We start from the raw sequence: 21525 nt of genomic DNA on the forward strand, positions 1-21525 counted from the left end.
CATGTCAATGTCATACTTTACCACAATAACATATCTTGCTGAAACAAGGTATCAACAAAATTACAGGCACCGGTTTCGGTTTCCGGCAGGCTTTCGGGGTCCGATCAGCGGAAATTCTCCGATTCTTAAACGGGCGCACCCATAAGGAATCAGCTGAAGTTCCGTCGCCGGCTGGCCGGCACAGTCAGGGTTCATCGGCGGTGCGCCGGCATTGTTCCCCTCCATCTTCCAGTCTTTGATCAGCTTGCCGAATGCCGTGATCCGCACGGGCGCACCGTCCCGGGAAAAAGGCTGCACGGGAATTTCCGATTCCGCGACCTCAAACCCCGTGTCGGACAGCAATCCGTATTTCCATGCGGAACCCGGATACACTTCCCAGTCATGGAACCTTTCGCGCCGCTGGATCATCTGCCAGTTTTCCTTGATCGGCAGCACGTAGACAAGCGGTCCGCGCTCCACGCTGACCGCGTATTGGTTGCGGGAAAAGGTCCTGACCGTCATTGGCAGCTCAAGATTGATGACATCCCCGTCGCGCCATTCCCGCTCCAGGCGTGCGTAACCGTTTTGAACTTGAATGTCCACCCTGCCTTGATTGACGGTGACCTCAGGCCGGTCGCACCAAACAGGAATGCGCAGCGAAACGGCAAAGGTGTCCGGACGCTCCAAATGGATATCTATTCTTACTTGCTCGCGGAACGGATAATCGCCGGTTACGGTAAGTTTGGCGGCCGTTCCGCCGCCGACGCTCGCTTCAACGGTACAAGGCGCATAGGAGACGGCTGCAAGCCCGCCTTTTTGATCGCTCATCCACAAGTGCGAGGCATATTTCGGCCAGCCTTGATGCATATTTGCTGTACAGCAGCCAAAATTCGGCTCCAGGCCGAAAATGTTCGCATCCGGCCCGTTCACCCAGCTGCGCGGGGCCACGTTGCATAAAATCTGGTTTACCTGCTGGTCGTATTGGTGAGCGCTCCAATCGGGAGCGATCCCCGCAGGCAGCGCATTAAACGCCACCTTTTCAAGGATATCCCCGAATCGTCCTTCGCCGAAAATCCGGGTCAGCTGCTCCATCGAAAACATGTATTCGACTACGGCGCACAGCTCCACGCCTTGACTCGGATGCGTTCCCGAAAGAAACTCGTCGCCGGAAAACATGCCGTGAGCCTGACCGTGATACGTCATCAGCGAGTCGATACCGCGATGAACCGCGTCGCGTTCGAACGCATCCCCGGTCAACTCATAAAGAACGCCGGGTGTCTTGATGCCCATCGCTACGTTGACGACGTGGGTTGTCCAGTCAAATGTATCCACTTTGCGCCAAAACGGAAAGTCGTGAAAAATATCGGTCCAATCCGTCGTCTGGCTTGCAACGATGTCCGCCAATTCCAGCAGAAAGCTATCCTGCGTTCGCTTATAAAGCCAGATTATGCTTAGAAGCATCTCCGCGCCGCGTGCTTTGGCCCATCCCTGAAGCGGTTGTTCCCCGATCACGCGATGGACGCAACCAAAAAATCGGGTCAAAAGTGGAACCACCCGTTCATCCCCGGTCACTTCTCCATATTGCACGATGACCTTTAACATAATCATCAAATGCCACCAATCCTGGGATTTGTCGACGTCGTGATTCGGCGTTTCGATCCGCTCAGGTCCAAAACTTCCGTCATCTCTTTGGTTCGCCAGCGTCCATTCCACCCATTTCTTCGCTTTGGCAATCAGTTCCCCGTCTTCGAGCAAATAAGCCAAGGGCAGCAGACCGTCCACATAATACGGCCCCCGTTCCCAGCTTTCTCCTTTGCCTCCGATCCAGCCGTTATCCGGTCCCACGTCCGGCCAATGCTCCTCCAGGTGTCCGGTTAACCCGTCGGCTTGGATGCGAAGCTGATCCTTCAACCAGCCCATCGGTTTAATCGCTCCAAGCGGCAAATCGTCAAATGCAGTTTCGAACAATTTCACGTTTCCCGCTCCCCTTCCATTCGATTTTGGCATAAACGCCGTTGCTTCTTTCGAAATATAACATGATCGTTCGGCGGTTTCGATAACCGAAAACAACCTGTTTTTATCCGATCGCAACCTGTATGGCATCCTTCGCTTATTGGCATCCCTCCGTATTCTCGTTATGATAATAGCAATAAAAGCCAAAGGAAGGAGGAGAGCAATGTTCCATTTCGTATCTCCGCCCCTCCCCCACTACGTTTCGTGCGGGGAAGACACGTATCCTCCCGGCGGAACCCATCCGGACCGGAGCGGCATCGGCGTTTTCGACCTTCTTGTGGTAACCAGTGGATGCTTGTATCTGGAGGAGGAGGGCAGCCCCTTGCATATTGCGTCCGGACATTACGGGATTCTGCGCCCGGACCGGTCGCACAGAACCGCAGAGCCTTGCCGGACCGAAACCCATTTTTATTGGCTTCACTTCCATACGCTCGGAAGCTGGAACGCCTCATCGGATGGGGCATCCTATTGGGCGGAACCGGAGGATACCCCTTATGCCCGGATCGAGAAATTTTCGATTTACATTCCGCGGACGGGAAAGCTGGAGCCGACCGGGCCGGCCGGATCGGCGGTACGCCGCATCATGCTCCTGAATGCGGAGCAATCCGCAAAAGCGCGCTGGGATCGGCAAATCCTTTTGCAGGATCTGCTGTCCGCGCTTCAATATCAAGGAGGCGAATACGCGGAAAGCCCCCATGTTCGCGTCGCGGAACGGGCGGGCGAATTTCTTCGCCGCCATTATAAGGAACATATCAGCTATCAAATGTTATCCGAGTCGCTTCATTTCCACCCCAACTACATTTCGTTATGTATGAAAAAAACGTTTGACTGCACCCCATTGGAATATTTGACGAGATACCGGATCGAGCAGGCAAAACGAATGCTCATTCATACGGATGAACCGATCGGCCGGATCGCGGAGCTTGCCGGCTTCAGGTCCTTTCCTTATTTCGTGAGATGTTTTGCCCGAAATGCGGGACAACCCCCGAATTCCTTCCGAAAGCTTTTCAGAAAATAATAGGCACGACACGGATGAAATGGGTTCGATAATAGGCCTCCGTCCGTTTCACCTTTTCCGATGCGGATTAGACTAAATCAACAGACATATACCTCATGCAAATGATCCGTATTTTTTATGGTCAGGGGGAATCTCCATTGAGCAGGCAAATCATCATCAACGCCGACGATTTCGGGCTGTCGCCCGCCGTCAACGGCGGCATTATCAGAGCCTATCAGGCTGGAGGAATTACCAGCACTTCCTTGATGGTCAACATGCCCGGCTCTGAAGATGCGGTCAACGCCTCCCGATGGCTGCAGGGACTCGGCATCGGATTGCATTTCAACCTGACTTACGGAAAGCCCCTTTCCAACCCTGCGAGCGTACCTTCGCTCGTAAGGCCGGACGGCGTTTTTCACGACGGCAGAACCATGCGCTTTCGGGATGCGGCCGATGTGAAGAAAGAACTGGATGCGCAGTGGAATCGCATGATCGGCACCGGCCTTATTCCTACCCACTTGGATTCCCATCATCTGCTGCATCAAAACGATCCCGTGATTTATAAGGTTATGGCGGAAAAAGCCGTCAAAGAAAACGTGCCGCTTCGGAGGTCCCAAATCGTTCATCCGCTACGTGACGTGCAGCTGCCCGGCATGACCGACGCCGTACTGCTTGATTCCTATGGCGACAGCGGAGCGAAGCAAAGATTGATGAGGTATTTGCGATCGCTTCCGGAAGGGATCACGGAGATCGTATGCCACCCGGGATACGTCGATGACGTTCTGCGCGGAATATCGGAATGGACGGACATCCGGGAGCGGGAACTATCCGTGTTCACCGATCCCGACTTGGCTTATGCCATGCAGTCGATGGGCATCGTTCCGGTCAATTATGCTGCATTGAATTGGCCGGCGGACGTCCTCCCTCCCGCTCCACTTTCAGGCCATAAACTCCCACGGGTTCGCCGCAGCCGCGGCAAGACGGGCAAATCCAAGTCCGCAACGCGCGCCGGGAACGCATCTAAATCACGAAGAAACGCCCGTCACTTTCCCATGTCGCGCAGTCATAAACGAATTTAGCCCTCCGGTTCATTTTCTTTTTCTCTCTAAATACCGAGCCCTGCCGTTTTATTTGACGGAAAGGCTCGGTTTCTTTATGAAAAGCAGCCGCTTCCCATTCATATGAAGTTCATATTTTTTATGGATCTTGGCTTCAGTCGAACCGGATTCCGAAAAACGCATGAAGTCGATCGCCTGGCTTTTTCCCAGGGCGGATCAACCGTTTGATTGTTTCTTACATGCCTGTAAGATTCGCGTAAGGATCACAAATAGCTTGATTAGCGGACTCATCGTATACTGATACATGTTCACGGTCGATACAATGCGAAAGGGGTTCATATGGAAGTTAAACAACGCAAAATCATTATAGCAATCACAATTTTTTATGCCATCGTCATTTTATACCTCATGTTTTTTGGCTTCGGACGGATCGATGCATCCAAACAAACTCATGAGTATACCTTTATGTGGTTACCCGACTCTGTGTTCAGTTTGAGATTTCCAAGGACATCCGATCTGCGTTTTTCTATGATATGGTTGTTCAATTTCAGCAATGTGGCGGCATTTATTCCTTTTGGCGTCTTGATCCCTTGGCTGTTTCGCCTGAAGTTCCTCCCTTTCATTTCGCTTTTTTTGGCGGGCATTTTATTGCTGGAAACGCTGCAGGCGCTGACGTTTCTCGGCAGCTTCGACATCAATGACGCGATTCAAAATTCAATCGGCGCCGCCATCGGATATGGGGCAATGGCATTCGGATTCCGCGCGTCCAACATCTGGAGCAAGCTTGCACGGACCGGGATGTTAGCCGTTGTTCTGACCGTAGCGTTCGTAGGCTTTTCCGAAGCGGTTACGGCAACGTTCGCCAAAAAGGAAGGTCCGGCCATCGCTTTAACAGACCTTCCGGAAGCCAACGGCCAGTCGTCCGCAGCGAATCACCCCCAACCCTTCGCCATCGGCGGCGAAAAGATCGTACCACAACTCAACCTGTATGCAATCGAAGGCAAAAAAACGGGAAGTTATACTTACCGTATCGGAGGTAAAGAAGGGATCCTTGCAGGTTATTACGGATTACCCGATCAGGCAAGCAAAGACGGGAAAATAACGATTTTCGTCAACGGCAGCGAAAGGCTTACCGTTTCGAACGAGAATGGAGACAACCAAATCAACGAATTCGAACTGCCTCTCGAAAAAACGGATGAACTGACCGTCACCCTTGAAGGCGATGAAAAGTTGTGGGACGTCACCTTTAAAGAAATGAAACACTGGTGGGAATGAAAAAAACAGCAAGCTCCCGGAATCGGGGGCGTGCTGTTTTTTTGTCGAAACTTACTTCGGCTGAATATATCCTTCCGCTTTCAGCAGCTCGGCGATCAGAACGGCGCCGCCTGCCGCTCCGCGAAGCGTGTTATGCGAAAGGCCGACGAATTTATAATCGTAAATGGAGTCCTCGCGAAGTCTGCCCACCGACACGCCCATGCCGCGTTCAATGTCGCGGTCGAGCTTCGTTTGCGGACGGTTTTCTTCCTCAAAATACGTGATGAATTGCTGCGGCGCGCTTGGCAGCCCGAGCTCCTGCGGACGTCCTTTGTATTGACGCCAGCGTTCGATGATCTCTTCTTTCGAAGGCTTGTTTTCGAAGGAGACGAACACGGTGGCCAAATGGCCGTCCGTCACCGGAACGCGAATGCATTGCGTCGTGATGAGCGGCGAGCTGGCTTTGACGATTTCGCCGTTTTGCAGGCTGCCCCAAATGCGCAGCGGCTCCTGCTCGCTTTTTTCTTCTTCGCCGCCGATGTAAGGGATCACGTTGTCGAGCATTTCAGGCCAGTCGGTAAAGTTTTTGCCCGCCCCGGAGATCGCCTGATACGTCGAAGCCACCACTTTTTCCGGTTTGAAATCAAGCAGCGCGTGAAGCGCCGGCACGTAGCTCTGAATGGAGCAGTTCGGTTTTACCGCAATAAAACCCGTTTTGGTGCCCAGGCGTTTTCTTTGCGCTTCAATTACGCCGATATGATCCGGGTTGATCTCCGGAATGACCATCGGAACGTCCGGCGTCCAGCGATGCGCCGAGTTGTTGGAGATGACGGGAGTCCCGGTTTTGGCGTACGCCTCTTCCAGCGCCTTGATCTGGTCTTTGCTCATATCTACGGCACAGAAGATAAAATCGACCTGGGAGGCAAATTCTTCGACTTGCGAAGCATCCTGCACGACGATATTTCTAACCTGCTCCGGTATGGATCCGGCCATTTTCCATCTGCCCTGCACGGATTCCTCGTACGTTTTGCCCGCCGAATTTTTGCTTGCAGCAATCGCGGTCACTTCGAACCAAGGATGCTGATCCAGCAGCTGGACAAAACGCTGACCAACCATTCCCGTTCCTCCGACAATACCCGCTTTCAGTTTTTCAGCCATAAGTTTCAAATCCTTTCGATAGTGTCATCATGTTTGAGGTTTGTTTAGATCGTCCGCCAACCGGACCGGTATCATCAATCTTCCTATACTCATTACCTATTCAGTTCGTCTGTGCGGCGTACATGTCGTACATGCAGCATCGAACCTTGATACAATAAAAAATCCCACCCCCAAGACCGTAGTCTCAGGGACGAGATTTGAACACTCGTGGTACCACCCCAAATTCGCCAATATGTCGCCATATTGGCCTCTTCAAGTACGGCATGCGATCCATGCATATACTCTAGCCCTGTAACAGGAGCACCTGGCACACTATCCCCGTGATCCGGTTCCAATGTGCTGCTCGGAGGCTTTGTTCAATAAATAACCCTTTGCTCCTTTTCAGCGGACGGAGCTCTCTGTGAAAGAATCGATTTATTTACTCTTCTCTTCATCGCATTTGATATGATGCAGCATTTAATATTACGTTTATCATATAAAAAAATCGGCGTGAGGTAAATATGTTTTTTGAAAATTCATAAAACCGATCAGCCTAACGTTTCCTTCACCGTTTCTTTCCATCGCGTCAGCACTTCGTCCGGATTTTTTAATTGAATCTGTATCCCCGAAGTAATATCCGCGTATTTGGCCACATCTTCTTTAAACGAAGCGACGACGGCCGAAAACCGCTCCAACGGATGTTTAGCTTCTTCCGCCATCCCGATCCGCGAAAGCGAAAGGCGTACGTAATTCACTTTTCCTTTATAGACGGCCACGAGAAGCGCTTTTCCGCTTCGAATGCAGTTTTGGGTCGTATTCGTTCCGGGCCATAAGGCCAACCGCAGCGTTTTTTTGTCGAGCGCGACGATTTCCCCGACGCTGATCATCGCATTATGAGGCCAGCCATCGTCGGTTACGGTCATCAGCATCATCGCTTCATGTTGTTTTCGGTCGAGCCGTTCGCCGTCCAGCAGTTCAAAAAGATCATCCGAAATTTCGATCGTTTCCATGGATAATATCTCTCCCTCTTCATCATGATGCAAATACAAGAAAGAACCAGCCTGTGGAAGGCAAGCCCTTTGTTAAGCATAACATGCAATCGTGTTCGATAACTGTGACGCCGGATGCTCCGCAAGACGCTCAACGTTTGTTTTCCATCAGCTTTCGCTTTCCGCCTGCTTCCGGATGGATTCGACCGTGATCGTGAACGCTTCCGCCGCTTTGTATGCATCGAGAGCGTCCTGTAGGCGTTTCGCCTGTTGGCTGAACTGCCTTGGACGGTCTGCATGTTTAACGAGAGACCGCGCAGCAAATAGAAGTTCTTCGCGAGCAGCCTTCACCGCCCGGTTGTGAGTTTTCTCGATCATTTGGACAGCCATATGGGCATAAATCGCCGAAAATTCCTTGTCATGGATTTGCTGCTCGCGGGCGGCCAGATCGCTTTCGCTTATATCCCAATCCCCGGAATCGGTTTTGGTAGCCGTCAAGCGGCCGTCATTGATCATATTCAGCACCGTTTTGTAATGAACCCCGAGCAGCACGGCAGCTTCTTTGGCATTCATAAACGCGTTCACCTCTTATCCTCAATTATCCCTATAATAAAAGATAAAAAGTGGTATGTAAATTAAAAAGGTTCATCTTCATACCACGTGTTTTTAGACAGAAAAAATAGTCCGGCGAACTGCCGAAGCAGTCCGCCGGAACATGCGGATGTTATGGATACAAACCGATCTCGGCGATTTGCAGCTCTGCTCCGCCGTTGTTTGCCGTAACGTTCAATCGGTAATATTTAAACGCTGTCGAATTGTTCAACCCATAAGTTTTCGTCTGAAAACGGCTTGAAAAACTTTCGTTCGAGCGGGTATCCAGCGTCGTCCAGTTCGTGCCGTCGTTAGAACCGAGAAGCGTCCAGTTTTTCGGATCCCTGGCGGGAAAATCATTGGCGGACGTGATCGAATACGACGCAGCGGCATGGGCGGCGTTGTTTCCGAACTGATACTGAATCCAGCCCGAATTCGCAAAAATAAGCCATTTGGTCGCGCTGCTGCCATCGAACGCTTTTTCTTTCTCTTCTCCGGCCGGGCTGTTCGTCGAACTTGCCGCAGCCGTCCCGCCGGTCGTCAGCGATCCAGAGCTTGGCGAGGACAGCGCATTGTTGATGGCTGCCGCATAATCGGCCGCCGAACCGGCGCTCGGATTATTCAATATCGCGTCGTAATACCAGATAAATCCCCCGGTAATGCCCGCCGACGCCTTCCAACCGGCCATCCGGCTGGCGACCTGCCCCGGCGTATTGCCGCCGCTGGACGTTTTGCTGTCAAGTCCCGGCATTACGGTCATTCCCATTTGGCCGTTCCAGTAGGCAGGATCGTTTCCGGCGCCTCCGTCGTATACCTGCAAGTAAATGCGGTCCACGCTAGCGCCGAGCTGGGATTTGACGCTTTTCCAATAGCTGACATTGGTATAAGGACATAACGTGATTGTGAATCCAAGATCGGACAGCATTTTGCCGAACGACACCGATGAGGCGACGTCGTACAAATCTTCGTTGTCGAAGCTCACGGCATCGGCCGACGTGGCGTTTTTCAGCGCGACAAAATTTTTGTACAAAATGCTGTTCGTGCCGGTGCCTTGGGAAGCAATCAGGTTTTTAATGTTTTGAAAATCGCTTACGCCCCAAGAGCCGACGCTGATTTCGAGGCGTTTGACCGAGGTCGGCGCTTGCTTGAGCGTTGCGAGCTGGCCCGGCCAAGCCGAATTGCCGACATAGCTCCCGTTGGAAACGACGAGCTGATCGTTGTAATAAAGATCTCCGTTGCCGTGGACGTGGATCGTCCATAACATCACGGTCGTAAAGCCGGATTGTTTCAGAGTGTTCATCGTTGCCGTGCCGCCGGAATAAAACGGTCCGCCCCCGTAAATGACGGATTCCGATTCCGTTTGCGCGGACGCGCCCGCCGGAAATAACCCGACCAGGATCAGGCAGCTGAGAAGCCAGTAAAGCGTTTTTCTTTTCATTCGTTCACCTCGCGGAAAAATGGTAAAAAGCGTTCTGTGCAACAAGAACTCGACGCTATCTAACGATATGTGTCAGCTCTCGGGTTTTAGAATCGAACCGCTTGCACGAATTTCGCTTTTTTCCAAAATCAGCCGACGAGGAGAAAATGAAGATATCATTTTACCAGTCCGTCGTAATCATTAAGCATGGATCAGGCGGCCGCTCCTTAACTTGGATGGCTGGCTCAGCTTCCCGAAAGAGGGGCCCAAACGGCCCGCGTCCAAGCAAGACGCATACCGGCCCGCTCCATGTTGTTTTGGCTTGTGCTCCCGAATGCGGCCTGGGCGGCGACCAATTCGCATCCGGCTTGATAGGCTTCATGCATCCGCCATTTCAAAAGCGCAGACTGCAAGCCTTTGTTCCGAAACTCGGGATGCGTAGCCGCAAGCGTAAACGAGGCAATCCCATCGGAGACATGCATGACGCCGACCGCTGCGGGCTGATCCTGCCAATAGGCCAAATACAATGTCCAACCCGGCCGGTTCAGCAACCCGATATTGTTCTCCGCAAAATGATGTTTATGGGCGATATCCATTCCGGAGCCGACGCAATGAATGCCTGCATAAGCATCGAAATCCGCTTCATTGTCCACCTGGCGAATCGTGACGCCTGAAGGGAGTTCCGGCTTTTGGGGGTCAGGCATTCCATACAGGACGGAATGGAAACCTTGCTGGAACAGCCCGTTTTCCGCCACATGGCGGAACAGCTTCGGGTCCGTATCCACCGGATCGATATCCAGCAGAAAAGCACGATTCCGCTCTTTATAAAACCGGATGATATCTTCAACCCTGCCTGCGTCGTCACCAGACAACCCCTTGACCGAATTAAACAACCCCCAAGGCATCGTTTTGACGTAAAAGGCAACGGCGCTTCCGAAGGTTTGAATTTCGACGCCTTGCGGATTGCCCGGTTGTTCGCCGATGGAACGGATCCGCGAGGCCGTAAAGCCGATTTCGGCCCGTTGGATTCGCTTCGCTAAAGCTTCATGGGTCACTGGCCATGTGTGCACCTCTTCAACACTCCTTTTTAATATGAACATTATGTTGCAGGCACGCATAGGCCCGATGGATGCAAAAAACCGCAGATGAACAACGGTCCATCTACGGCATTCGACGTAAGAGGCAAAACCCTATCCATGATAAAAACATCATTCTAGCATTTCACATATTTGCCTTTATTGTATTTGACTGCATTTTTCTCGTCAATCGATTTTTAAACCGCATAAGGCTGCGGCACCATGAAAATTATTTTAAATCGCTTGGAGCACTGCCGCTCAAGCATGTTTCAGCAAAAACCGCTGTCCATATTCCCCGTGATCGTGGATCGACGGATGTTCGATTTGAATGGTGGAATGGGCGATGCCGTATTTTTCCTGCAACAGCGCATTGATCGCAGAAATAACGTAAAAAGGCTGCATGTCTTTCCGAATGAACACGTGGGCGGTCAACGAGTAATGCTCGGTCGAAACGGACCACAAATGAAGCTCATGCACGTCTTCAATTCCTTCCAACGCGCGGATATCTTTCCGAATGGCGTCCAAATCGAATTTGTCCGGCACCGATTCCATCAGCACGAGGTAGGATTCGCGGATGATTTTGGCCCCTCCGGTAAAAATAATTCCCCCGATGACCATGCTGATCAGCGGATCCAGAAATTGATATCCGGTAAAATGAATCAGTACGGCCGATACGATGATGCCGACGGAGCTCAGCAGATCTCCTAAAAAATGCCAAAGCGCGCTTTTCACGTTCAAATTTTCTTCTTCCCTCATGCTGCGGCTGAGAACAACGGTCAAAACGATATTGACGATCAGCCCGATCACCGCGATGGTCAGCATCGTCGGCAGCTTCACGTCCACCGGATGGATCATGCGCTGAATGCCTTCCACGAAAATGCCCAATGCAATGACGGCCAATGCCAGGCCGTTCAAAAACGATGCAATGATCTCAAACCGCAGAAACCCGAACGTGTATTTCCGGTTCGGCTTCCGGGTGGCCATATATATGGCGGCCATGCTTAACCCTAAAGCCAATACGTCGGATATCATATGCGCGGAATCGGATAACAAGGCCAAGGAATGGGAGATCAGCCCGCCCGCGACTTCGACAATGGTGAAAAACAATGTCAGAAGCAGGGTAATCCAGAGCGTTTTTTTCGAAGTATGCTGCTCTTTGACGTGGTCCAGATGATGATAGTCGTAATTTTTCATGTCTTCATTCCTCCTGTATTTAAATTAGAATTATTCTAATCTGATAATTTATATAATCAATATACACGTTTTTGTTTAAGCGGTCAAATGAACTTTTCTTGGATCTTACAAATGATTTTCATTACCACACCAACCCACGCCAACAAAAAAAGCTGCCGAGTTTTCACTCGCACAGCTTCGCCGAAATCATTTCTAAATTTGGGGTTTTTCGAATACCTGTTAGGTTCGTCGAAACCTTTTTCCGTATACCCTGGGCCCTGTATTTGAAATCAGGTTCGGGTACTTGTTATGCATAGATTTCCAATTCTTTCTCAATGCGCTGCCTGATAAGATCGAGGCATTCTTCAGCCGTTTTGGCAAAAATCCGCTTGCCGTTGACGAGCGCATAGGGCCTTCTCGCGCAAATGCCGCAAAACGAGAGGCAGGTGCTTTCAAGCACGGCAACCTCCGGATATTCGGCTTCCAATAGGTCGGCGATATCGATCGCCCGAATGAGACTGCCGTCGCAAATTTCGACGATGATGATTCCCATGGCTTTCCCTCCCCGAGAACAGAAACGATGGTTCGTTCGCGATTTAGACGGGACTTGCGGAAAGCAGCTTTCTTGCATTGGCCTCATCTTGTTTCATTTGCGCGATCAACGCATCCAATCCCGTGAACTTGATTTCGCCGCGCAAATAATGCGTGAAGCCGATCGTTACGGTCCGGTCGTACAAATCCCCGGAAAAGTCAAGCAGAAAAGCTTCGATCAAATACCCTTCTCCATCGACGGTCGGGCGATACCCCGCGCTGATCAATACGTCGTATCGATCTTTCCCCTCCGGTTCGCCGTGGATTTGGGCCGTCCCCACGTAAACGCCGGGCTTTGGAAATACATAGTCGTCCACGCCGCCCATATTAATAGTAGGAAAACCGAGTTTCCTTCCGAGCTTCTGGCCGTGAATGACGATCCCCGTAACAGAGTATGGACGGTTTAAAAGGGCTGCCGCCGCTTCCACATGGCCGTTTGATATGTCGGAACGAATCGCCGCGCTGCTTATTTTCGCCCCGTTTTCGGTGACGAGCGGGATCACCGTCACTTCCGCGCCGATCCGGGAACAAAGCTCGCTTAGTTCCTTCGTACCGCCTCCCTGTCCGTGGCCGAAGCGAAAACCTTCCCCGACAACGATCCGTTTGACGTTCAGGTTTGAAAGATGCTCCAGCACGAATTCCTCCGCGGAAACCTCCGCATATTCCTTCGAGAAACGAATCCGGTAATAACGTTCGACGCCATATTGCTCAAGAATGCGCAATTTGTCGCCGTCCGGCGTGATTTTCCGCTTGAACGCCTCATCCTGTTTCAATACCCAGAGCGGATGCTCCGAAAAGCTCATGACGGCAAGCGACTCCCCTTCCCCTTTCAACCGACGGGCCGTTTCGAGAATCGCCTGATGTCCTTTATGGATTCCGTCGAATTTGCCGATCATCAGTACGACCGGTTTGGAATCGACAGGCGGCTTTGACGAGATATCAATGACTTCCATAACAAAATCCCCCGCTTTGATCGTTTATTCATGATTGTTTGTTTAAAATGAAATTTCATTCAAAAAATAAGCACTTAGTAAAGTCAAATGTATAAAAAGTAGGTGACTCCATTAGAACATAATGGTTGGAAAAAATCAATCGCTTTCCAGGGACGCAAACATCGTAACGGCTCTTCGTGGCGGAATGCAGATGAAGCATACTTTTTGAAAGCGGCTATGCATAAATAAGATAGAAATATTATACTCGCAAACAGGAATAACTCCAATACCGTTCTTTTTATGCAAAGGAGGATTTTGCAAAGTTCTGGCAAAGAAAAAACCCGCAAAAATGCGGGTTTTGAGCGTCCGGGTAACCATTAGACCCGAACGGCGTATTTGTCTCGCGAAATTTTCGTCGCTTCCACCATGTTGCGCAAGGAGGCGATGGTTTCATCCATACCCCGGGTTTTCAACCCGCAGTCCGGATTGATCCAGAACAGCTTCGGATCGAGCACGCGCAGCGCGCGGTCGATCATGCCGGTCATCTCCTCGACGCCCGGAACGCGCGGACTGTGGATATCGTATACGCCGAGACCGATGCCAAGCCCGTACGTGTTTTCCTCGAAGCTGTGGATCAGTTCGCCATGGCTGCGCGAGGTTTCGATCGAAATGACGTCGGCATCCATCTCCGTGATCGAATCGATCATGTCATGGAACTCGCAATAGCACATATGCGTGTGAATTTGCGTCGTATCCTGGACCGTGCATGTCGTCAAGCGGAAAGCTTTTACGGCCCAGGCCAGATATTCCGCCTGATCTTTTTCCTTCAGCGGCAGCCCTTCGCGGACGGCAGGCTCATCGACTTGAATCAAGCCGATACCGGCTTTCTCTAGCGCCTCTACCTCCTGTCTCAACGCATAGGCCAGTTGGTAGGCGATTTGTTCGCGGGAGATATCTTCCCGGACGAACGACCAGTTCATGATCGTAATCGGGCCGGTCAGCATGCCTTTGACGGGGCGGCTCGTTTTCGATTGGGCATATTTCGTTTCCTCGACCGTCATCGGCTCTTCGAACGCAACGTCCCCGAATATGATCGGCGGTTTGACGCATCGGGAGCCGTACGACTGCACCCATCCGTATTGCGTGAACGCAAAACCTCCGAGCTTTTCGCCGAAAAACTCCACCATGTCCGTCCGCTCGAATTCGCCATGGACCAGCACGTCAAGCCCGATGTCCTCCTGCAGGTTGATCCACGTATCGATTTGATCGCGGATGAAGCCGGCGTATTGTTCGCTGCTCCATTCTCCTTTTCTCCACAGCTGCCTGGCTTTGCGGACCTCGACCGATTGCGGAAAACTGCCAATGGTCGTCGTCGGAAGAACCGGGAGCTGCCATTTTTGCTGCTGGGCGGCATGCCGTTCGGCAAAAGGCAGATTCCTTCTGCCGTCCTGCTTGCCGATGACGGCAACCGCATCTTGGATATCGCTCCGGTTGCGCTCTTTTGACTGCATCAACGCCCCGATCGCTAGGTCGCAAGCTTCGAGTTCGCCGGCGACGGCGTCCTTGCCCGAGGAAACGGCTTTGGTCAAAAGTACGATTTCGTCCACTTTCTCGTCGGCGAACGCCAGCGCGTTTTTCAGTTCCGGCAGCAGCTTCGTTTCGTTTTGGACGGTGACGGGGACATGCAGCAGGCTGCACGAGGACTGCACGACGATCCGGTCGGCCGAAACGAACTGCTGAAGCGTCTCGAGCAGTCCGAGCTTTTCGCGGAGCGGCGCCTTCCAGATCCCCCTTCCGTCGACGATACCCGCTCCCAAAACTTTATCCGCAGGGAATCCCGACGACTTGATCGACCGGATATTTCCGGCGAATCCGTGCACAAAATCAAGCCCGATGCCCTGAACCGGCAGCGCGACGATTTCATCGTAATTTTCGATCGCTTCGAAATACGTTTGCAGCATGACGTTAAGGGCCGGGACCTCTGCGGCAAACGTGCCGTAGATGGTTTTGAGCCGCCCAAGGTCTTCGCCGGATAGACGGGTGACCAGGATCGGCTCGTCGATTTGCACCCATGCCACCCCTTCAAGCGCAAGCTCCCGAAGAATTTGCACATAAAGCGGGAGCAATCGCTCAAGCCAGGCATCCGTTTCGGATTCGGAGTACCCTTTGGACAGTTTGAGGAAGGTCAGCGGTCCGAGAAGGACCGGTTTCCCTTCGATGCCGAGATGTTCCTTCGCTTCCCGATAGGCTGCCAGCGGTTTGTTTTCGGTAATCGCCGGCGTCGCCCCATCCAATTCCGGAACGATATAATGATAGTTGGTATTGAACCACTTCGTCATTTCGCTCGCCGCCGCATTTTTCGTGCCGCGGGCGATTCCGTAATAAACGGACAAAGGCACGGCGCCCCCGTCATAATCAAAACGCTTCGGAATAATGCCGAACATCGCGGCCGTATCCAGAACATGGTCATAATAGCTGAAATCGTTGACCGGGATCAGGTCGATGCCTTTTTCCCGAAGTTTGCGCAAATGGTCCAACCGGATGTCCTTCAACCGGCTTTGAAATTCCGTTTCGTCGATTTTTCCGGCCCAAAACGCTTCCAGCGCTTTTTTCCATTCACGGTTCGATCCGATGCGCGGGTATCCCAAAACACTGCTTTTTGTCATCTTGTAACACTCCTAATTAAGATTTTGCCAAATCCTAAATAAAATGGTTACAAGAAAGATATCACGTATTGATGGATATAGCGTAACTGTATTATCCTATATCCAGTTATAGTTAAAAACTATACTCAAAGCTTCCGTCTTTCGATTATGATAAAGAGTTGATTACCACTCGGGAAACTTGCTTTTCCCAGGAGTCGCTGCCGGATAATTCGATTTTCAAATACTGGGTGCCTGCGGGCATTTGCAGCGGTGTATACGTTTTTTTGTACCATTTGCTTCCGGTGTAGCTGCCTGGCGTGCTCGTATGGGCAATTTGCGTCCAATGCTCGTTGTCGGCCGACGCGTAAAACGCGACGCCGTCCCAAATGCTGAATTGATACAGATCCGCTTTAAAATTCGTAATGTTCGGAACGTTGTAAACGAAGCTTTCGGTGGTGCCGTTATTGCGTTTTACCCGGGACGTATCGCCGTTAAAATATCCGCTGTTGCTGGAGTCCATGACGAGGCCGCTGGTGTGGGAGTAGGTTTTGGACCAGTCGTTTAATTCGTCCGTGAGCGTTTGTTCCTGGAGAGACGGCGAGCCGTTTTCGCCGGTGTAGGTCACGACGCTTTTTGGAGGAAGAATGGCGTGAAATTTTCCGTTTTGCAAAGGAATGGCTGGACCTGCGGCCAGATTGAGGTTGTCGTTGGTCGTATAAGGCGTCAGGCGGCCGGCCGTAAAACCGCTTGGCACAAGGTCGAATTCCGACGTGGCGTCGTTGTCGTTAATGGCGACGATCGTGAATTTGCCGGTGGCCGGATCTTTATAAGCCGAGGTGTATACGCCCGATTGGGGACTGTCAGGGGCTCCGATCCGCACGTAGCCGGGTTTGATGAACTTGCTGAAATTTCCGAATGTATAGTAGCGTTTCGTTACTGCGTACGTGTTGGCGGCTTTGTCGACATTGATAAGCCCTTCGTCGTTGTTGCCCGGGATCGCGCCGGTCCAATCCATCCACGCATTAACGCCCGCCTTGGTCATGAAGTTATGCATCTGCTTGGCGAATTTGAGGCCTGATCCCATGCCCGGATCGTAGGAGTCGACCTTGGACACCTCCGTCATCCATACCTTTTTCCCTTTGGAAAGGGCCGTCGAAAACGGGGTTGTCGGCAGCTCCGTATTGATAATCGGCACGGGGTAATTGTGGCCGGCGACGATATCGAGCCTTTCGGCGGAAGCGGGATCGTTTAACGAATCTTTGATCAGGTCCTCGGACCACCAGGACGATTCGCCGGCGATGACTTTGGTCGCTTGAACGCCTTCATTGATCATGGCCTGTTTCAAATAATCTTTCAGGAACACCTGGAAGTTCGTCGAATTCCATTCGCTCGAATCCCAGGACAGAAACGTCATGGAGTTGGGTTCGTTGGCGATCGAAACGGCGTACAGATCCAGGCCGAACTGCTGCTTGTATGCCTTGATGAATTTGGACATCAGCGCAGCGTAATCGCCGTAATTCTCCTGCTTCAAATACCCGCCGTGAGTCGTCGAGTTGTTCGTTTTCATCCACGCCGGAGGACTCCAGGTGCTGGCGATCAGTTTATCGACTCCTCTCGCTTTCGCCTGCTGCATGACCCATACCTGATCGGGTCTTACATTAAAATCGTATTGCCCCGGAGCGGGATTGAACTCGGGGAACAACGCGCCGCGGAAAATCGATATGCCGATCCCGGTATCGGGCCTGAACAGCAGGTCCATCACCTCGCTCCGAGCCGGTTCCCTCAAATCGTAGATGGCATCGGACCAACCGGCCTGCGAAACTCCGAACCCGTCGATCTCCTGTTTGACATCGTTCCAATTGACGGTGACATCCGATGCCGCCTGCGCGGTAAACGGCAAGGCCGCAGCGGCGAGCAGCAGCGCGCTTAACGTCATGCCCATCAGTTTTTTGACGAAGGTTCTTCCCATAACAAAACCACCTTTCGCAGCGTCATAAAATCAATGTAAATCCGCTTCACAACTCCGAGAAAAACAGAACGATGCTTTCCGAACCCGTTTCAAAGCTTTTACCGCGACTAGACAATCCCCTCCCCCCCTTTTTTTCCATTTGAAAGTGATTGTAAGCGCTTGCAACTAGATTATATCCATCTCTTTTTCGCCGCGCTACCAGGATGATGACTTGCTTTTAACACTTCCGTGACTTTTTTGGATGACCTCGTCATATAACAAAGAGGCAGGTTTTAAAGCCGGAATACAAAATAAGTCGCAAACTTATTGTAAGTTACTTGACAATGTATATGCGATGATATTATGATACTAACAACCGAATCAATTCATAACACGATTACTACAATCCGATAAGGAGAGAAGAAGAGATGTCTAAACTGAACATTGGTATTATTTTGGGAAGCACCCGCGAAGGCCGTTTGAGCCCGCAGGTTGGGGAATGGGTCAAAAAAATCGCGGACGAACGCGGCGACGCGAACTATGAGATCGTGGACATTGCCGAATACAAGCTGCCCCTCCTGGGAGAAGCGGACGCTTCGGAACAAGCTGAAGCTTGGAACAAGAAGCTTTTCGAATTGGACGGCTTCGTTTTTATCGTGCAGGAATACAACCACAGCATCACCGCTTCGCTGAAAAACGCGCTTGATTATGCTCGCGATGCATGGATTAACAAAGCTGCAGGGATCGTCAGCTACGGTTCCGTCGGCGGCGCCCGTGCGGCGGAACATTTGCGCGGCATTTTGGGCGAATTGTCCGTGGCGGACGTTCGTATCCATCCGGCGCTGTCGCTGTTCACCGACTTTGAAAACTTCTCGACGTTCAAGCCTGCCGATCTGCATCTGACGAACCTGAACGGAATGCTGGATCAAGTGCTTGCATGGAGCGGCGCGCTTAAAACGTTGCTCTAATCATCGCAGAACGGGACCGTCCCTGGCCGAAGCCAAGGGGCGGTTTTTTGTTGCCTTCAAGCTCCCTTTCGTTCCTCTATCGAATATCCGCCCCCTCTGCGTATAAAAGGACGCTCCCTCGCCTATGCTCGGTTGCGTCCTCCTTCATTCACCTGCGATTTTTAATGTTGCTCGGCACGCCGCATTTTGCAGGGCTGTCTGCTATTTCATCTGCCAAAGCGCTGGAACGTTCGGCGGTTCCCATCCGGGCAGGGAAGTATGCGGTTGGCGGCAGATATAGGTTTTCCCTTGATAGACTGCTTCGTCTCCGGTTTTGTAGCTGACATTCGGAGCCCATGCTTGAGCGCCGCCCTGCGCATCCGTCGTGGCGGTCACCGAGGTTCCCGGCGAAACGTTACCCGCAGCGTCCCTTGCGGTGACGGTAAACGAATAGGTTGTATTTGGCGTTAAACCGCTGATCGTGGCGCTGGTTCCGCCGACGTTGACGCTGCCCGTTCCGTAGCAAACGGTATACCCTGTAACGCCGACGTTATCCGTCGAAGCGGTCCAGCTTAACGTCACGCTGGTAGCCGTTTTGGAAGCGACGGTCAAGTTGGTCGGAGCCGTGGGCGGAACCGGATCGGGAACCGGCGGGATTAAGGCATCCAAATAAGCGCGGTGACTGTTCGAAAACTCGAAATTGTTGTACCGGTCCCAGTTGATCGACCAAGTCATCAACCCGCGGAAATCCGGATATCCGCCCGTGTTCCCCCTCATTTTGTAGCCGGGCAATTGAATCCCTTTGATCAGGGCGTCCAGCGCCTTTTGCACTTCGCTGACGGAAGTGAATCCACCGCCTGCATTCGCGTTCGCCGGCAGCCCCAACACCACTTGGTCCGGTCTAAGCGCCGGGAAAAAGCTGTTTTGATTTTTGGCCACCGGAAACCCGGTCAGCAGCATATCCGCCATGGCGACGTGGAAATCGGCCGTGCCCATGTTGTGGTATTGATCGTCAAGCCCCGTAATCGGGCCGGAATTGTAATTCTGTACCTGCAGCCAGTCAAGGATATCGCGGGTCGCGTAGATGACGGGGAGATAGGCCCCCGCGCGGTTGTCGCAGCTGATGCAGCTCCCGCCGTAAAACGAATAACCCAGCTGCACGAAAAAGGTCTCCGGCGCCATCGTCAAATAAAACCGATCCGTTCCGAAATGATCGTTAATGGTGCGCAAAGCCGAAATCAAATTCACAATGACCGGAGTGGTCGGATGTTTGAAATCGTTGTCCCCCGCGTTCAAATAAAGCGAATGGCCTTCAAAATCGACGTCCAACCCGTCAAATCCGTATTTTTCGATGATCGCCGTGACGGAATTCACGAAATTGTCGCGGGCTGCCGTACTCGCAAGCTGGACCTGCCCGTTCGCGCCGCCGATCGAAATGATGACCTTTTTCCCTTGGCTTTGCAAATAGGCGATGTCCGCCTTGAAATCCGCATCCGTGTAATTATAAGGCATAAAGGCGATTGTGCCGTTCGTCGCTCCGGAAGCGGGTTCGGCAAAAGAAACGTTGATCACGTCGAACTTGGGAGACACGTCGCGAAGCCTGATAAAACCGGAGCCGTTGTCAAAGTTATGCCAATAGCCCACCATCGTTTTGCCGGTCACGGCGGCATGTACTTTCGGTATTCCCGCCCCTGACCACTGGGACAACGTAAAAACAATAAAAAAAGCCAATGCGATACTCCACGTTTTTCGGAATGCCATTCGGTTGAGGATCATGCGTTTCTTTCCTCCTATCATTGGACTTGACAGCGCTTGCAATTGTTTGAAAGCAATGGGTTGCCGGAAAACTCCCTCCCTTCGGCTTCGTTTTTGCAGGCTAACTTATGCGCAAGCGTTTTTACTCCTTCATTATCAAGAAAAGACACGGCGTGCAGAAGGGATATTTTTATAATAAAAAGGGATAAATTCCTTTAATTGTCTCTCGGAGTCTGTTATAGATGTAAGTTCACGCACGGTTTGAGGTCCATACACCCGGGCGTCCTTCGCAACTGAAAAAACGGCAAACCCGGGTCGGGTTGCCGTTTATTGATCATCTATTAATAGGCCAGTACGCTTCCTGAATACGTAATTTTTTGTTCGAAAACACCGTTTTTGTTGATGGAATGAATGCAGGCAATTCGGTAATAAAAACCTTTAACCCCGACAAAGACCGCATCGCCTGTCACAAAATCGGACGAATTTCTGGAGAAGAGGTTTGAATTGACATTCACCCAGCCCGTGCCGGTAAACCGCTGCAGCGTCACGTCGGCTTTAATGACGTCAACGACCGTCGTAGCCGTCGTTTGCGCATTGACGCTTAGCTTTCCGTCGCCGATCGCCGAAATATTGGCGTTTCCATCAGCAAGATACAAATAATTGCCGTTAAGGCTCATGTTATTGTAAGTCTCTGGAGGAGGTGGTGTGAGAGCACCAGGCTCAGTCACTGCAGAAGAAGCGGAAGTATTGTCGGCTGCGTACGATTCGGCTCCCGCCCCGGTCGCCAGCAGCATGCTGAGCGCAGAGACGGCAACGGTCATGGATAATAGCTTGCGAACATTGGATTTCTTCATACTCTCACCTTTCCTTGAATGGTTATTTTTGGAATACACTAGTTATAACGTAAATCATTTGGACAAGGTTTCACTATTTTACAAATTTTTTTTGTGAATTTGCTTCGGATCCTCTTTTGCTGTCTTTTGCTGTAGTATAATAAGTTATCGCTCCACTTCGTGGCATTTT

17 protein-coding genes and 1 other annotated feature are annotated in these 21525 nt (G+C 51.6%); of the genes, 4 read left to right on the forward strand and 13 right to left on the reverse strand.

Annotated elements, in window-relative coordinates; genetic code table 11:
• Window positions 1-60 precede the first annotated feature (60 nt).
• On the reverse strand, window positions 61-1953 hold the full coding sequence (locus tag GQY55_RS25780; protein WP_236575863.1) for a beta-L-arabinofuranosidase domain-containing protein: 1893 nt from the start codon (window positions 1951-1953) through the stop codon (window positions 61-63).
• Window positions 1954-2155: 202 nt separating this feature from the next.
• Between GQY55_RS25780 and GQY55_RS25785 the strand changes: the two genes are divergently transcribed.
• From GQY55_RS25785 to GQY55_RS25795, 3 genes are all read left to right on the forward strand, one after another.
• Window positions 2156-3010, forward strand: coding sequence for a helix-turn-helix transcriptional regulator (locus GQY55_RS25785; protein ID WP_160044790.1), 855 nt, complete (start codon window positions 2156-2158; stop codon window positions 3008-3010).
• Window positions 3011-3147: 137 nt separating this feature from the next.
• Window positions 3148-4068, forward strand: coding sequence for a carbohydrate deacetylase (locus tag GQY55_RS25790; protein WP_160044791.1), 921 nt, complete (start codon window positions 3148-3150; stop codon window positions 4066-4068).
• 318 nt (window positions 4069-4386) lie between these two features.
• The gene (locus GQY55_RS25795; RefSeq protein WP_160044792.1) at window positions 4387-5322 is read left to right on the forward strand and encodes a VanZ family protein; all 936 of its coding nucleotides are present in this window, start codon (window positions 4387-4389) and stop codon (window positions 5320-5322) included.
• Between the two features lie 51 nt (window positions 5323-5373).
• On the opposite strand, the gene asd is transcribed toward GQY55_RS25795, so the two are convergent.
• The 10 genes from asd to GQY55_RS25845 form a co-directional block, all read right to left on the reverse strand.
• Entirely contained in the window at window positions 5374-6459 is a 1086-nt protein-coding gene (gene asd / locus GQY55_RS25800) for an aspartate-semialdehyde dehydrogenase (RefSeq protein WP_160044793.1), read from the reverse strand.
• Window positions 6460-6642: 183 nt separating this feature from the next.
• Window positions 6643-6902: a binding site (T-box leader), on the reverse strand.
• 84 nt (window positions 6903-6986) lie between these two features.
• Window positions 6987-7448 (reverse strand): pyridoxamine 5'-phosphate oxidase family protein, encoded by a 462-nt coding sequence (locus tag GQY55_RS25805; protein ID WP_160044794.1) that lies wholly within the window; start codon window positions 7446-7448, stop codon window positions 6987-6989.
• A 147-nt stretch (window positions 7449-7595) separates the two neighbouring features.
• The gene (locus GQY55_RS25810; RefSeq protein WP_160044795.1) at window positions 7596-8000 is read right to left on the reverse strand and encodes an excisionase family DNA-binding protein; all 405 of its coding nucleotides are present in this window, start codon (window positions 7998-8000) and stop codon (window positions 7596-7598) included.
• Between the two features lie 151 nt (window positions 8001-8151).
• Complete coding sequence (locus tag GQY55_RS25815) at window positions 8152-9456, reverse strand: discoidin domain-containing protein (RefSeq protein WP_160044796.1); 1305 nt, start codon at window positions 9454-9456, stop codon at window positions 8152-8154.
• Window positions 9457-9680: 224 nt separating this feature from the next.
• Window positions 9681-10505: an N-acetyltransferase gene (locus GQY55_RS25820; protein WP_160044797.1), complete on the reverse strand. Its 825-nt coding sequence runs from the start codon at window positions 10503-10505 to the stop codon at window positions 9681-9683.
• Between the two features lie 264 nt (window positions 10506-10769).
• Window positions 10770-11705, reverse strand: a complete 936-nt coding sequence (locus GQY55_RS25825; RefSeq protein WP_160044798.1) for a cation diffusion facilitator family transporter — start codon at window positions 11703-11705, stop codon at window positions 10770-10772.
• A 286-nt stretch (window positions 11706-11991) separates the two neighbouring features.
• Window positions 11992-12237 (reverse strand): DUF1450 domain-containing protein, encoded by a 246-nt coding sequence (locus GQY55_RS25830; protein WP_160044799.1) that lies wholly within the window; start codon window positions 12235-12237, stop codon window positions 11992-11994.
• A 43-nt stretch (window positions 12238-12280) separates the two neighbouring features.
• Window positions 12281-13228: a bifunctional riboflavin kinase/FAD synthetase gene (locus GQY55_RS25835; RefSeq protein ID WP_160044800.1), complete on the reverse strand. Its 948-nt coding sequence runs from the start codon at window positions 13226-13228 to the stop codon at window positions 12281-12283.
• Window positions 13229-13584: 356 nt separating this feature from the next.
• Window positions 13585-15873 carry a 5-methyltetrahydropteroyltriglutamate--homocysteine S-methyltransferase gene (gene metE / locus GQY55_RS25840; RefSeq protein ID WP_160044801.1) on the reverse strand — a complete coding sequence of 763 codons (2289 nt, stop codon included), beginning with the start codon at window positions 15871-15873 and terminating at the stop codon, window positions 13585-13587.
• Between the two features lie 145 nt (window positions 15874-16018).
• Window positions 16019-17821 (reverse strand): glycoside hydrolase family 30 protein, encoded by a 1803-nt coding sequence (locus GQY55_RS25845; protein ID WP_160044802.1) that lies wholly within the window; start codon window positions 17819-17821, stop codon window positions 16019-16021.
• 407 nt (window positions 17822-18228) lie between these two features.
• On the opposite strand from GQY55_RS25845, the gene GQY55_RS25850 reads away from it, so the two are divergent.
• Complete coding sequence (locus GQY55_RS25850) at window positions 18229-18768, forward strand: NADPH-dependent FMN reductase (protein ID WP_160044803.1); 540 nt, start codon at window positions 18229-18231, stop codon at window positions 18766-18768.
• 201 nt (window positions 18769-18969) lie between these two features.
• Here GQY55_RS25850 and GQY55_RS25855 read toward each other — a convergent pair whose 3' ends face one another.
• Together GQY55_RS25855 and GQY55_RS25860 are read right to left on the reverse strand one after the other, a co-directional pair.
• Complete coding sequence (locus GQY55_RS25855) at window positions 18970-20523, reverse strand: carbohydrate-binding protein (RefSeq protein ID WP_160044804.1); 1554 nt, start codon at window positions 20521-20523, stop codon at window positions 18970-18972.
• A 320-nt stretch (window positions 20524-20843) separates the two neighbouring features.
• The gene (locus GQY55_RS25860; protein WP_160044805.1) at window positions 20844-21356 is read right to left on the reverse strand and encodes a hypothetical protein; all 513 of its coding nucleotides are present in this window, start codon (window positions 21354-21356) and stop codon (window positions 20844-20846) included.
• Window positions 21357-21525 lie beyond the last annotated feature (169 nt).

Source organism: Paenibacillus sp. USDA918EY (genome assembly GCF_009870825.1).
GTDB classification, from domain to species: Bacteria; Bacillota; Bacilli; order Paenibacillales; family Paenibacillaceae; genus Paenibacillus_AQ; species Paenibacillus_AQ albilobatus.

Excerpts from the sequence above, each read along its gene's own strand:
- GQY55_RS25785 (WP_160044790.1), top strand. The coding sequence starts at position 2,156 with ATGTTCCATTTCGTATCTCCGCCCCTCCCCCACTACGTTTCGTGCGGG.
- GQY55_RS25795 (WP_160044792.1), top strand. The coding sequence starts at position 4,387 with ATGGAAGTTAAACAACGCAAAATCATTATAGCAATCACAATTTTTTAT.
- asd (WP_160044793.1), bottom strand. The coding sequence starts at position 6,459 with ATGGCTGAAAAACTGAAAGCGGGTATTGTCGGAGGAACGGGAATGGTT.
- GQY55_RS25805 (WP_160044794.1), bottom strand. The coding sequence starts at position 7,448 with ATGGAAACGATCGAAATTTCGGATGATCTTTTTGAACTGCTGGACGGC.
- GQY55_RS25810 (WP_160044795.1), bottom strand. The coding sequence starts at position 8,000 with ATGAATGCCAAAGAAGCTGCCGTGCTGCTCGGGGTTCATTACAAAACG.
- GQY55_RS25815 (WP_160044796.1), bottom strand. The coding sequence starts at position 9,456 with ATGAAAAGAAAAACGCTTTACTGGCTTCTCAGCTGCCTGATCCTGGTC.
- GQY55_RS25825 (WP_160044798.1), bottom strand. The coding sequence starts at position 11,705 with ATGAAAAATTACGACTATCATCATCTGGACCACGTCAAAGAGCAGCAT.
- GQY55_RS25830 (WP_160044799.1), bottom strand. The coding sequence starts at position 12,237 with ATGGGAATCATCATCGTCGAAATTTGCGACGGCAGTCTCATTCGGGCG.
- GQY55_RS25835 (WP_160044800.1), bottom strand. The coding sequence starts at position 13,228 with ATGGAAGTCATTGATATCTCGTCAAAGCCGCCTGTCGATTCCAAACCG.
- metE (WP_160044801.1), bottom strand. The coding sequence starts at position 15,873 with ATGACAAAAAGCAGTGTTTTGGGATACCCGCGCATCGGATCGAACCGT.
- GQY55_RS25845 (WP_160044802.1), bottom strand. The coding sequence starts at position 17,821 with ATGGGAAGAACCTTCGTCAAAAAACTGATGGGCATGACGTTAAGCGCG.
- GQY55_RS25850 (WP_160044803.1), top strand. The coding sequence starts at position 18,229 with ATGTCTAAACTGAACATTGGTATTATTTTGGGAAGCACCCGCGAAGGC.
- GQY55_RS25855 (WP_160044804.1), bottom strand. The coding sequence starts at position 20,523 with ATGATCCTCAACCGAATGGCATTCCGAAAAACGTGGAGTATCGCATTG.
- GQY55_RS25860 (WP_160044805.1), bottom strand. The coding sequence starts at position 21,356 with ATGAAGAAATCCAATGTTCGCAAGCTATTATCCATGACCGTTGCCGTC.